The sequence below is a fragment of the Pradoshia eiseniae genome, from assembly GCF_002946355.1.
Classification (GTDB): domain Bacteria; phylum Bacillota; class Bacilli; order Bacillales; family Pradoshiaceae; genus Pradoshia; species Pradoshia eiseniae.
Genome location: NZ_PKOZ01000001.1, coordinates 330,259 through 343,530 on the forward strand (window position 1 = coordinate 330,259; position 13,272 = coordinate 343,530).

Genomic DNA, 13,272 nt, shown 5'->3' on the forward strand with positions numbered 1-13,272 from the left:
CATGCCTTTTCTTCTTTTTATAATTCGGGCATATCTAAACGATATAGATTCCGATAAGCTTCTTCCGTTTCCATAAGCTCAGCATGGGTGCCATCCATCTTGATGGCGCCGTCTTCAAGAAAGATCATCCGATCCATCGTTTCGGCACCTGCCAGATGGTGTGTAATCCAGATGACTGTCTTTGATTGAAGTGTTTCAAAAATCGTCTTCAATAATTGTTTTTCCGTCAAAGCATCAAGCCCAACCGTCGGTTCATCCAAGATGGCGATTGGTACATCCTGCAGTAGTATGCGGGCAAGGGCAATTCTTTGTCTTTCTCCGCCCGAGAAACGGCTCCCGAGTTCATGCATTCTTGTGTCGTATCCATCTGGAAGAGAGATGATATAGTCATGCATCTGAACCTTTTTGGCGGCTTTAATCACTTCTTCATCCGTTGCGGCAGGATTGCCTAGGCGGATATTATTCATGACGGTTGTGTCAAATAAATGCGGTTTTTGCTGCAAGACGGCAATCAGGCTAGACAGTTCGCCCAGCTTGTTCACTGGTTTGCCGCCAATGGTGATTTTTCCTTTTTGCGGCTCATAAGCAGATAAGATTAATTTGGCTAATGTGCTTTTACCTGACCCGCTTTTACCAAGAAGGGCAATCTTCTCTCCGGCTTGAATAGAGAGGGTTAAGTCCTCCAATACCGGTGGTGCTTCCTCGTTATAGGAGAAGGTAATTTGGTCAAACTGAATGGGTAAGGATGTTTTTTTCTTCAGTTCTTGAATCCCCGTTTGCTCCAAGTGATTTTTTTCTTCCTTTTGTTCCTTCAATCCATTCATTCGCTCCAATGAGCTCTGATAACTAGGTAATTGGCTTACGGCGTCAGAGAGTGGCGCAAATGCATCAATGAGCGGGAAGACAACTAAAATGAAAGCAGCAATCCAGCTTGGTTCAAATCCTCCGCCCTCGACATTTGCCGCAATCCAGCAGGTCATCGATATAATGGCGACAAGAATAATGATGTGGAAGAGGAGGTTTCGATATCGCTGGAATTTGGAAATTTCCCCTTCAATTATGTCTGCCGTTCTCTCGTCATTTTCATAGCGTTGGATAAAATCTGCTTGCCTGCCGCTTATCATCCAGTCTCCTGCGCCCATAACAGCGTCCGTAAGGGTTTGATATAGGCCATTTCGCGCATCTTTCCTTTTGGCATGACGGGCATGCGTGGTTAGAAGGGAGACGAGCGGAAATAAGATGACAAGGACAAAGAGCAAGAGAAGCATCAATAAAGCAAATGGAATTGAGAAGTAGCCTAGTCCTAATACAATCATGGCATAGAGTAAGAGACTGATGACGGCAGGGAAAATTGTCTTGATATAGACATCCTGCAAATGCTCGATATCATCCGCAAGCACTCCGAGTAAGTCGCCTGTTTTGAAACGTGATTTGAAATCAAGCGCATTTGGTTCAAGTGTTTTATACAAGCGCACACGCATACGAGACAGGATTTTCAGAACCATGCTGTGACCGCTCAATCGTTCAGCGTAGCGGAAGGCGGGGCGGGATACCCCGAAAAGCCGGACAAGTACAATTGGAACATATACCAATAAAATATTCTCAGGAAGGGTGGCTGATTCTGAAATCAAGTAGCCGGATGTGAACATGAGTGCACCTGCACTAAAGAACGTCCCCGTACCCAGGATAAGCACAAGGGCGAGAAGCCATTTGTTTTCGCTTAAATAGGGGCGAATCCATGAATCTTTTATAATTGCTGATGGGGATAGTACTTTCTTCATTTAATCGCCTCCGTCTTGCCGCCCTGATTCTGCACTAATTGATAATAATGACCTTGCTTCATCATCAAGTCTTCATGTGTGCCCATTTCGGCGATCCTTCCTTGATCCAAGACAATAATCTGGTCCATATTCTTCATCCAATGAAGCCTATGAGTGGCAAAGAATACAAGATGGTCATCCAATAAGGGAAGCATATTATTCTTTAATTCATATTCCGTTTCAATATCCAAATGTGCAGTAGGTTCATCGAAAAGGAGGATTTTGCGGCTGCTGTCAAGGAAAGCGCGAGCCAATGCAACCCTTTGTTCCTGTCCGCCGCTTAGCATGCGGCCTCCTTCTCCGATTTTCTCCTCTAGCCCATTTGGGAGTGAATCAATGATTTGTCTCAGGTCCGCCTGATCTATTGCCGCTTGAAGAGCTTCTTCAGTTGCCTCAGGCGTGTAAAACAGAATGTTGTTCCTTACCGTATCGTTGAATAGATAAGGATGCTGTGGAATATAGAGAATCTGTTCTTGCCAAGCAGGGGCAGCAAAACCGGCAAGAATCTCTCCGTTAACTTTTACTTGGCAGCTGGCAGGTGTAAGGAAACCGCTCAATACATCAATCAATGTAGATTTGCCGGCGCCACTTGCCCCGACGATACCAATCTTCCCATAGCCTTTCCATGAGAATGACATGTTCTGAAGAGAAGCTTGGCTAGCATCATCATGGATAACAGCTAAGTCATTAACTTCTAAACTGTCTTTAGCTGACCAAGTTCCGATGGATTTTGTGCCGCTTCTTTGCTCTCGCGTTGGAATAGCTAATATTTGTCCAATCGCTCCCATGCTGTTTTTGCCATCAAGGGTGGCGTGATAGTCAGTTCCAAATTCCCGTATTGGGAGGAAATATTCGGGTGCCAATATCAAGATGGTCAATGCCGGTCCAAGCAGGATAGCTCCTTCCATCAGGTTCAAGCCGAGGAACAAGGCTACTATTGCAATGGATAATGATGTGAAGAAATCGAGTGCGAATGTTGATAGGAAGGCAACGCGCAAAGTACTCATCGTCGCTTTTCTGTATCGTTCGCTGACGGTTCCGATATTTTTATCATAATCCTTGCTTAAACCGAGCAGCTTTAATGTTTCAAGCCCTCTTAACGAATCAACGAAATGATTGGAGAGAACCTGATAGGATTCATATTGCTTGTCAGCCTTTCTTTTCGCGGCAATACCGAGCATAGCCATGAAGAAGATAAGTATAGGAAGGACAAGGATAACAATTCCCGCAGAATAGGGATTTAATGTGAACATATAGATGACAATCATCAGAGGAATTAACAGCATATTCATCATTTTGGGGAGGAATAACTTCAAATAAGTCTCCACTTGGGTTACTCCTTCGAGTGCCATTGTCACCAAGCTTCCCGTTCCTTCCTTCTGAGTGAATTTAGGACCAAGACTGAAGATTTTCTCTAGCAGTTCACGGCGAATGGCAGTACCTGAATCAGATGCAAAGCGCTCCATCCATTTATCCCGGAAAAAGACTAAGACCTGTCTTACTAAATAAGCAGCTGCAAATAAAAGGAGGGGAAGAAACTGATTGCTCAGCTTCTCCCCGTTAAATAAGTTGGTAATCCCAAGGGCAAGCATGGAAGCTTGCATAATGATGGCAGCTCCCTGGATGAGGGAGAGGACAAATAGAAAAGCAAGCGTCCCTTTAATGCCCTTTAGATTTAAGATTTCTTTCGTAATCATTCATGTCCCACCGGTTCTGAATCAGAAACCCGCTTTCTGAATATATAATAGCTCCAAATTTGATAGCCAAGCACGAATGGCAGCAGAGTAAGGGAGACAATAGTCATAACCTTAAGGGTATATGGACTGCTGGATGCATTCATGATGGTTAAGTTGAAATCAGAACTGATTGAGCTGATCATAACGCGCGGGAACAGCCCCACAAATAGTGTAGTTACCGTAAAAAGAATTGTACCTGTTGTCATGGTGAAGGCCCAGCCTTCCATCCTTTTGCCTGTGAAGAAGTAGGCTAAGACTGTTGTAACGACAGCTCCGAATAAAAGTAATGGTGTTGCAAGTGGACGGGCCTCAAATAAGTCTGTGCTTACATACGTCAATACGGCGAAGGCAAGCAAGCCAACCAATAGTACAATATACATCTTCGTTAGCATTTTTTGAGCACGTTCACGGATTGGACCTTCCGTGCGCAGACCGATATAGGTGAGCCCATGTACAAAGCAAATCACAACCATAGCGATACCGCCAACAATCGAATACAGATTAAAGTAATCTGTGAATCCGGCATACATATTCGCGGAAGCATCAATTGGCATGCCGCGCACTAAGCTTGTGAACAAGACGCCAAGCACAAAGGCAGGGACAATGCTGCCGATAAAAATCATCCAATCCCATAAGCTAGTCCATTTAGCATCCACCTTGTGGCGGAATTCAAAAGCTACGCCTCGCACAATCAAGGCTAGGAGGAATAACACAAATGGCAGGTAATAGCCGCTGAACATAGTGGCATACCATTCAGGGAACGCAGCGAAAATTGCCCCGCCTGCCGTAAGAAGCCAAACCTCATTCGCATCCCAGAAGGGACCGATTGTCGTCACAAGCTGGTCACGCTCTTTCTGGTCATGAGCCAAGAAACGAGTGGACATGCCGACCCCAAAGTCAAATCCTTCGAGGATGAAGAAACCGATAAACAAAACCGCTACAAGCAGGAACCATAACTCATTTAAGCTCATTGTCCGAAGGCCTCCTTATTAAACAAATCAACATCAGGTTTGTCCTCAACATCCTTGTAAGGACCTTTTTTGACCTGCTTCACAATCAAGGTAATCAATACGATTGCTAGAACTGTATAAGCACCAAGGAAGGCAATGATGGAAATCCAAAGATCAGTCGCTGTGACATTCGGTGAAACAGACTGGGCGGTTGTGAATAATCCCATTACCGTCCATGGCTGACGCCCGATTTCCGTCATGATCCAGCCAGCTGTATTGGCGATAAATGGCAAGCTGATAGCGCCAAGCATGAGTTTCAAATACCATGTGTTTTCCATAATCGTTTTTCTCTTAAGCAAGAACAAGCCAACCATAGATAGCAGAATCATAATGCCTCCGCCAAATGTCATGACGCGGAAACTCCAATAGACTGGCGCTACAGGAGGGATATAATCACCTTCGCCATATAATTCAGTATATCTTTCCTGCAGTGTGTTCATTCCTTCAACAGATCCGTTAAAGCTGTTGTAAGAGAGCAGGCTCAATAAATAAGGAATCTCAACAGACCAATTATTTGTTTTATTCTCTTCATCGATATCAGCTATCAAGGACCAGCTCGCCGGGTCACCGGAGTCTTCCCATAATCCTTCACTCGCAGCTATTTTCATGGGCTGTGAGGATACTAAATGCTGGGCTTGCCAGTGACCGGTGAAAGCGATACCAAGACCGGCAACCATACCTAATACCGTTGCAATTGTAAAGGAACGTTTGAACAATTCAATATCTTTTTTCTTCATTAGCTTGTAAGCGCTAATTCCCCCCACAACAAATGCGCCGGTTGCGAAAGCTCCGAAAATAGTATGAGGGAATTCAACGAGCAATTGCGGATTTGTTAAGAAAGCCCAAATATCGACTAATGTGGCTTTACCGTCGACTACCGCGATTCCGACAGGCTCTTGCATAAATGAGTTGGCTGCCAAAATCCAAAGGGCTGATAGCATTGTGCCAATGGATACGAGCCAGATAGACATTAGATGAACCCATTTTGGAAGACGGTTCCGGCCGAACATCCAAATCCCGATAAAGGTAGACTCCATAAAGAAGGCCAAAAGAGCTTCAATGGCTAGAGGGACACCGAATACATCTCCTACGAATCTCGAATACTCAGACCAGTTCATCCCAAACTGGAATTCCTGTATAATCCCCGTTACGACACCGACCGCAAATGAGATGAGGAAGATATTCCCCCAGAACTTAGCCATATCGAGGTATATTTCTTTTTTCTTGAAGAAATACAATGTTTCCATAATCGCAACTAAGAAGACGAGACCGATAGAAAGCGGTACAAAGAAGAAGTGGTAAATCGTCGTTGCTGCATACTGGAAACGGGCTAAATCAAGTATTTCCATAAAAATATCCACACCTTTCAAAAATAATTAACAAGTTGTTCAAAAGTTCACAATATCTTCAAAGAAAGTGCAACTAAATGAAGGAATGATTACGATAGCAGGGAATAGTCATGCTTTTCTTATGTATATTGTGAAAAATGGAAAAGACATCAACAAGTTATTATATTGAAAATATATTAACTTGGGTATCTACTTGTATTTTAGTCGGATATATCGAAAATTACTAGCAAAGTATAGTGATAAATAATGGTAAATTTGTGACAGGATGAAAATTTGTCACAAATGTATCTTAGAGTGTATAAAAGGTATTTATTATGAATTTTTGTCTAAAATTTGTCGGCCAATAGACCTTGTGGTAACAAGGTGGGAAGAAGGATATAAGGTCTTTATCCTTAGAAGAAGAAGCGGGGCGGTATTTTGAGTGAAACGAGTGGATAGAAAGGATGGTTTGATTGATTAATTATATTGATATTATTTTATTTAGAATAAAATGCATAAAAAAGAAGGCTGATAATTCCTCGCCTTCGCATTTTGTTCATTTTGTTGGGTTATTTTATATATGAACCAATTTATAGCCATTCTTTTTGCAGGCATATCGAATTGCCTGACGGAAGGTGGCGAATGTTTCTGTCGGAATAGATGTGCCTTGCTCAATGATCTGTTTGACAAACTTTGCTGAAAGGCCGGAATAGATGATGGTTGTTCCAATTAGCTCTAAGGAACGGGTAATCGTTTCAAGCTCCATGGTTATACTGTTATCATCCAAAGCCGTCATGCCGGTGAAGTCGATAATTAGATAGGAGGCCTGTCTTTTTACGCTTTCGAATAAGGCAATCTCCTTGATCTTGTCCAATCGTTTTCCTGTCATGGTTCCTGTAATGGGCATGAGGATGACATCATCAAGAATCGTCTGGATAACGGGTGCGTATAATTCCTCTAAAAGGACATATCCCTTATGAAGCTCTTCCTCATAATCGGTAATATCCTTCAAGGTAATGATGTAGATGTACGGCCCTGTACTGGTCTGCTGCTTGTGAATAGTCATCTCAGCAGTCATATTGTGAAAAAGGCTGACCTTCGCCTCAAAGGGGAAGACATCTGCAGCAAAGGCCTTTAAAAGTGCTTTGTCTTCCTCAGGAGAAAACTCGCATATGTTCCTGCCCAGATAATCATCCTTGCTTGCAAGACCGGTATATGGCATCAGTCTATTAATGAGCTGGCTGGAATAATCGTTTAACATGATGATTTGATGATTCTCGTCACAAATGAATATATTTTCTCCGATGGCGTTTAACAGGGAAATCTGTGATTGGGCTAATATAGAATCCATAAATTTCTCCTCATTCTAAGTCTTGCATTACGACTTCATTATTATAATTCATTTGTAAAAAATTTCAAATAATAAAAATATTTAAAATACCTTCCCTGTTCTCTTCCCTATTTTTACAGCAAAATAACTATAGCCGTTTTGACAAGAGAGTGAAGGTGTTCAGCAAAATTAAAAATGATATTCAACACCATTGAAAAGATGTATACTGAAAATTATGAAAAGACGAGGAGGATATAGTATGAGCTATTCACTTAAATGGGATCTGGATGGAATATTTACGGGCGGTTCCCAATCAGCTGAGCTTGCAGCTAAACTAGAGAAAATTAAAGAAGCATTAGTCGTATATAAGGAAGAAGTGAAGAATTTCACTCCGATTCAGGAAAAGCAAGAGATGGAACAGCTTGTCAGAATACTTGAGAAGACAGAGGAAATTGAAAAAGCTGTCTCACAGGTAGTGGCATTCCTGGAATGTCTTACAGCCCAAGATGTACATGATACAAAAGCAGATCAATTAAACGGAGAAGCATACTCCTTGATTAGCGAGTTCCAAACGGCTTTTACCGGTTTTACGATTAAATTAGTCCAAATTGATGAAAATTTATGGGGCGAACTTCTGAAGGACCCGGCATTATCTGAGATTGCCTTCTACTTAAATGAAAAGCGTGAACACGGGAAAGAGCAATTATCCGAAGCGGAAGAAGCGCTTATCAATGCCTTGAAGGTTGATGGTTACATAGGATGGAGCACGCATTATGACTCCCTTGTCAAAACGATTGAAATTCCATACACCGATAAGGACGGAAAAGAAGTCCTCCTATCAGCCGGGCAGGCCTTCAATAAAATGATGGATGACCCAGATCCGGAAGTCCGGGCTGACCTCTTCGTAAAATGGGAAAAGGCTTGGCATGAAAAAGCGCCATTATTTGCTGATACTTTAAACCATTTGGGCGGATTCCGCTTGGCCGATTATAAAGCCCATGGAGTAACAGATTTCATGAAGGAGCCTCTTCAATATAACCGCATGAAGAAGGAAACGCTTGATGTCATGTGGGATGTGATTGCGAAGAATAAGCAGCCATTTGTTGATTTCCTCAACAGAAAAGCCCAAATCTTTGGCAAGGAGAAGCTTAGCTGGGTGGATGTGGATGCGCCGATCGTTACAACGGAGCCGAAGCATTATTCCTATGATGAAGGGGCTAAGTTTATCATCGATAACTTCGCTAAATTCGGATATGAGCTTCCGAAATTTGCTGAGCAGGCTTTTGAGAATGCTTGGATTGAAGCGGAGGATCGTCCTGGAAAACGTCCCGGCGGCTTTTGCACAAGTTTTCCTGAAACGAATGAATCACGGATATTCATGACTTATTCGGGTTCCCCAAGCGGTGTGGCAACACTTGCTCACGAGCTCGGCCATGCCTTCCATAGCCATGTATTAAACGGCAAGCCTTTCTTTAATACGGAGTATGCGATGAATGTCGCAGAAACAGCTTCTACATTCGCTGAGCAAATTTGTTCCGATGCGAGTGTGCGCGCTGCTGAGTCAGATGCAGAGAAAATTACCTTGCTTGATACGAAAATTCAAAATGCCATCGCGATGTTCATGAACATCCATGCCCGCTTTATATTTGAAACAAACTTCTATCAGGAACGCCAAAAAGGTCTTGTCTCAGCAGAACGTCTGGATGAGCTGATGGAAGAGGCACAGAAGGAATCGTATCAAAACGCCTTGAGCGAATATCACCCAAGCTTCTGGGCGAGCAAGCTGCATTTCTATATTGCGGAGGTGCCTTTCTATAACTTCCCATATACATTCGGCTATCTGTTCAGCCTTGGCATCTACCATTTGTCCCTGAAGGAAGGGAAAGCATTTGAGGAGAAATATATCGCGCTCCTGCAAGATACCGCAGCAATGACAACAGAAGAATTGGCGATGAAGCATCTTGGTGTGGACTTAACGAAGCCTGATTTCTGGCAGGCAGGGGTTGATCTTGCCATTGCTGATGTTAAGGAATTCCTTGAATTAACCAAATAATTGGCTCGGAGCATGAACATGAAAGAGGCATGACTGTTTAGGGCAGTGATGCCTCTTTTGCATAAATTAAAGAAGCAAAACAGAAAAGAGGGAAGATGTGTGATAATAAGGCCTTCACGCTATGAGGATTATGAACAATTAGTAGAACTCGAGAATTTAATTTGGAATGATGAGAATACCCCTCTGGTCATTGAATGGGAAACAGCAGAGGAATATGCACAGCATGTTCCGCCTGGAAGCCTCTTTGTTGCCATACATGAGGGCAGAGTGGCAGGGTATATATCCGTCAAGAACCCGACGATGCTAGAGTCTAATCGCCATGTATGGGAGCTTGCGATTGGTGTCCATCCCGATTTGGGACGTCGGGGAACAGGCAGCAGGCTGCTGGCACATATTGAGGAAAAAGGACGGATGATGAATATCCGTAAAATATGCCTTCGCGTTCTTGCCACCAATGAAAGAGCCATCTCCTTTTATGAGAAAAATGGCTATTTGCATCAAGGTCGGCTTGTAGAGGAGTTCTTAATAGGGGGCAAATATGTGGATGATTGTTTGATGTATAAGCTTTTATGATAGAAAAAAGCCCCCGCTGAATCGGGAGCCTTTTCACGTTTTTAGTTCTCATATAGACGCTTGTAGCACTCAAAATACTTCTTATAATAGCTGTTCGATGTACTCGTAATACGAACACCCTGATTATCAGCATGAATGAACTGATTGTTCCCGAGATAGATGCCTAAATGTGAAATCCCTGGCTTATATGTGCCAGCAAAGAATAGGAGATCACCAGGCTGCGGGTTGTTGACATAGTATGAGCGGTCATAATAGCCTTGGGCTGAATAACGGCCGATGCTATGGCCGGCCTTGTTCAGAACATAATAGATGAAGCCGCTGCAGTCTACACCTGATATGGAGGAACCTCCCCATACATATTTCGTGCCAATCATGCTTTTGGCAATCGAGATCATCTTTGCTGTAAATTCCGGATTACCAATTGTTTGCTGTGCAGATGTCGAGCCGTTTGAAGGCTTAGATACCGATGACATAGAGTCCGTTGCTGTCGATAGCTTCAGTTTCTGCCCAATATAAATGATATCAGAGCTGAGCCCGTTTTGTGATTTGATTTGTGAAACGGTCAAATTGTACTTACGTGCGATAACAGACAATGTGTCACCGCTTTTAACTGTGTACGTAATAGTTGTTTCCGTATTGGAAGAACCGGATGAATTGGATGAGCTGGATGAACTGTTCGATGAATTTGAAGCAGCACTGCTTGTGACCTTCAGCACTTCACCCGGATAGATTAGCGTTTTCGTCTTATTATTCCAAGACATCAATTGCGATAGAGTGATATTGTGCTTCTTGGCAATCACAGATAGCGTATCACCTGCTTTGACAGTATAGGTTTCAGCAGGAGAAGCAATATTGTTTGAGCTTGAACTACTTGAACTATTATTCGAGCTTGAGCTGCTGCTATCAGTTACATCCGATGACTTGGATACAATCAAGACTTGCTTTGGATAGATAATTGATCCAGAAATATTGTTCCAGCTCTTTAAGTTACTGATGGATGTTCCGTGTTTTTTGGCAATCTCGTATAAAGTATCTCCGGCTTCCACAGTGTAAGTTTTACTGCTTGTACTCACCGAGCTGCCTGGGTTGCTCGATGGGGATGTACTTGTTGACGAATTGGTGCCAATGGACAGTATTTGGTTAGGATAGATTACCGTTGAATTGAGATTATTCCACTGCATGATTTTTGACACAGTAGTTTTATGTTTGACGGCAATCGCTGAAAGTGTATCACCTTTTTTGACCGTATACGTTGTTGAAGCCTGTGTTTCTTCAGCAAAGGCTGTTGTCATTAACGCTGCGGCAGCAAAGGTTACAGCTTTCATATACCTCATGTTATCCACTCCTTTCTTGGGCTCATATAATTATACTAACATACTAAAAAATATGATTAAAGGAATATAAACAAACGTTTGTCGATTGGAAAATGTCTGGAAATGTTATTTTTGAATAAAAAAGAACGATTCCTTATTAAAAGGAATCGCCCGAATGTGGCATTATGCGACATTTTTAATTTCTGCGTTCTTCTTCCAGAATCCAAGCATGATAGCTGTCACAGCTGAACCAATCAGGATTGCCAGTAAGTACATGAATGGACGTTCAATTAAGGCGATAACGAATATTCCTCCGTGCGGAGCAGGTGTAGAACATCCAAAAGCGGCGGAAAGGGCACCGGCAGTAGCTGCACCGACCACAGAGCTGACGATTACACGGATTGGATCGGCTGCTGCAAATGGAATGGCACCTTCAGTGATGAAGGACGCACCCATCACGTAGTTTGTCAGACCGGAATCACGTTCTTGTCTTGTGTACTTATGCTTGAAGAAGGTGGTAGACAAGGCAATACCAAGCGGCGGAACCATACCGCCAGCCATGATGGCTGCGTGCGGTACACCGTTGCCGGCGGCAATCGCCGCAATACCGAATGTAAAGGCTGCTTTGTTGATTGGTCCGCCCATATCAACCGCCATCATGCCGCCGACAATAAGCCCAAGGATGACAGCGTTGGCACCGCTTAATGTTTCAAGCCAGTTTGTAAGAGCTGTATTCAAGTAAACGACTGGCTCGTTAATGACGAACACCATAATCAAACCAGTTATCAAGAGACTGAATAATGGATAAAGCAATACAGGCTTGATACCTTCGAGTGAAGCTGGGAGCCAGTTAAAGCTTTTTTTAACGCCAAGAGTTACATAACCAGCCAGGAAACCGGCAATTAAGCCGCCAAGGAAACCGGCGCCGGCTGTTGCAGCCAGCAAACCGCCGACCATACCAGGCATAAAGCCAGGGCGGTCTGCAATAGAGCTGGCGATGAATCCGGCAAGTACTGGAACTAGCAAGAAGAAAGCGCCATTTGTTCCGCCGCCAATAGAGTTCACCGCAGCAGCGAATGCATTGTACTCAGCTGAACTTGGGTCAGCTGAGTGAATCCCGAACAAGAATGATATGGCAATCAACAGACCGCCACCGACAACGAATGGGAGCATATTGCTGACACCGCTCATCAAATGCTTATAGATTTGAGAGCCAATGCTTGTTTTCTCTTGGTCGCCCGATTCTTGTTCAGCACCGCCTTGCGCTTTGTAAATCGGCGCATCCTGTTTTAATGCACGATTGATTAATTCCTCAGGCTTACGGATACCTTGTGCTACCGGAACTTGGATGACAGGCTTTCCGTCAAAGCGATTCATTTCAACCTGCTTGTCCGCTGCAACGATAATGCCGCGTGCTTTTTTGATATCTTCATCCGTTAATGGGTTTTTGATACCGGTTGATCCATTTGTCTCTACCTTGATGTTAACACCCATTTCTTTTGCTTTTGCTTTAAGAGCATCTGCTGCCATATAAGTATGTGCGATACCTGTTGGGCAAGCTGTAACCGCTAAAACATAGCCTTCTGCTTCTGCTTCAGCAGTATCTGGAGCAGGCTGATCAGCGGAGTCTTCGCCTTCTAGTTCAGTTTGCTTAGCATCAATGATGGAAAGGACCTCATCAGCAGAGCCGGCATTTAGAAGGGCTTGCCTGAAATCATCATACATTAGCATAGAAGACAGCTTGGAAAGGGTATCTAAATGCGTATCATTTGCGCCTTCAGGTGCGGCAATCATGAAGAATAATTTTGCCGGTTGTCCATCTAGGGATTCATAATCAATCCCATCCTTTGAACGTCCGAAGCAAAGGGCGGCTTCTTTTACCGCTCCTGATTTGGCGTGAGGGATGGCAATTCCTTCACCTATTCCAGTCGTGCTTTGTTGTTCACGTTCGATAATAGCTTGTTTATAGCCTTCGCGGTCGGATAGTCTGCCAGCCGTATCAAGCTTATTCACAAGTTCTTCGATTACTTCTTGTTTATTGGAGGAAGACAGGTGAAGGACAATGGTTTCCTTCTTTAATAAATCAGTAATTTTCATTTCGTCACTTCC

At 43.4% G+C, this 13,272-nt stretch carries 9 protein-coding genes; 2 read left to right on the forward strand and 7 right to left on the reverse strand.

All coding sequences use genetic code 11. The annotated features are described in order from the left end of the window. Positions 1-17: 17 nt before the first annotated feature. The 5 genes from cydC to CYL18_RS01660 all read right to left on the reverse strand — a co-directional run bounded on the left by cydC (position 18) and on the right by CYL18_RS01660 (position 7,245). Positions 18-1,781 carry a thiol reductant ABC exporter subunit CydC gene (gene cydC / locus CYL18_RS01640; protein ID WP_407984504.1) on the reverse strand — a complete coding sequence of 588 codons (1,764 nt, stop codon included), beginning with the start codon at positions 1,779-1,781 and terminating at the stop codon, positions 18-20. Further along, positions 1,778-3,514 carry a thiol reductant ABC exporter subunit CydD gene (cydD, locus tag CYL18_RS01645; protein WP_104848323.1) on the reverse strand — a complete coding sequence of 579 codons (1,737 nt, stop codon included), beginning with the start codon at positions 3,512-3,514 and terminating at the stop codon, positions 1,778-1,780. Before cydD ends, cydC begins: the two co-directional genes overlap by 4 nt. Then, positions 3,514-4,527, reverse strand: coding sequence for a cytochrome d ubiquinol oxidase subunit II (cydB, locus tag CYL18_RS01650; RefSeq protein ID WP_104847722.1), 1,014 nt, complete (start codon positions 4,525-4,527; stop codon positions 3,514-3,516). Before cydB ends, cydD begins: the two co-directional genes overlap by 1 nt. After that, positions 4,524-5,915: a cytochrome ubiquinol oxidase subunit I gene (locus CYL18_RS01655; protein ID WP_104847723.1), complete on the reverse strand. Its 1,392-nt coding sequence runs from the start codon at positions 5,913-5,915 to the stop codon at positions 4,524-4,526. The genes cydB and CYL18_RS01655 overlap by 4 nt, the downstream gene beginning before the upstream one ends. Positions 5,916-6,468: 553 nt before the next feature. Further along, positions 6,469-7,245, reverse strand: coding sequence for a hypothetical protein (locus tag CYL18_RS01660; protein WP_104847724.1), 777 nt, complete (start codon positions 7,243-7,245; stop codon positions 6,469-6,471). 238 nt (positions 7,246-7,483) lie between these two features. Between CYL18_RS01660 and CYL18_RS01665 the strand changes: the two genes are divergently transcribed. Both CYL18_RS01665 and CYL18_RS01670 read left to right on the forward strand, forming a co-directional pair. Further along, a complete protein-coding gene (locus CYL18_RS01665) occupies positions 7,484-9,277 on the forward strand; it encodes a M3 family oligoendopeptidase (RefSeq protein WP_104847725.1) in 1,794 nt (597 codons plus the stop codon). Positions 9,278-9,376: 99 nt separating this feature from the next. Beyond that, a complete protein-coding gene (locus tag CYL18_RS01670) occupies positions 9,377-9,850 on the forward strand; it encodes a GNAT family N-acetyltransferase (RefSeq protein ID WP_161497056.1) in 474 nt (157 codons plus the stop codon). A 41-nt stretch (positions 9,851-9,891) separates the two neighbouring features. On the opposite strand, the gene CYL18_RS01675 is transcribed toward CYL18_RS01670, so the two are convergent. Beyond that, positions 9,892-11,184 carry a C40 family peptidase gene (locus CYL18_RS01675; protein ID WP_104847727.1) on the reverse strand — a complete coding sequence of 431 codons (1,293 nt, stop codon included), beginning with the start codon at positions 11,182-11,184 and terminating at the stop codon, positions 9,892-9,894. 162 nt (positions 11,185-11,346) lie between these two features. Next, complete coding sequence (locus tag CYL18_RS01680; RefSeq protein WP_104847728.1) at positions 11,347-13,260, reverse strand: PTS fructose transporter subunit IIABC; 1,914 nt, start codon at positions 13,258-13,260, stop codon at positions 11,347-11,349. Positions 13,261-13,272: the final 12 nt, after the last annotated feature.

Coding starts and splice junctions, on each gene's coding strand:
- cydC (WP_407984504.1), bottom strand. CDS start 1,781: ATGAAGAAAGTACTATCCCCATCAGCAATTATAAAAGATTCATGGATT.
- cydB (WP_104847722.1), bottom strand. CDS start 4,527: ATGAGCTTAAATGAGTTATGGTTCCTGCTTGTAGCGGTTTTGTTTATC.
- CYL18_RS01655 (WP_104847723.1), bottom strand. CDS start 5,915: ATGGAAATACTTGATTTAGCCCGTTTCCAGTATGCAGCAACGACGATT.
- CYL18_RS01660 (WP_104847724.1), bottom strand. CDS start 7,245: ATGGATTCTATATTAGCCCAATCACAGATTTCCCTGTTAAACGCCATC.
- CYL18_RS01665 (WP_104847725.1), top strand. CDS start 7,484: ATGAGCTATTCACTTAAATGGGATCTGGATGGAATATTTACGGGCGGT.
- CYL18_RS01675 (WP_104847727.1), bottom strand. CDS start 11,184: ATGAGGTATATGAAAGCTGTAACCTTTGCTGCCGCAGCGTTAATGACA.
- CYL18_RS01680 (WP_104847728.1), bottom strand. CDS start 13,260: ATGAAAATTACTGATTTATTAAAGAAGGAAACCATTGTCCTTCACCTG.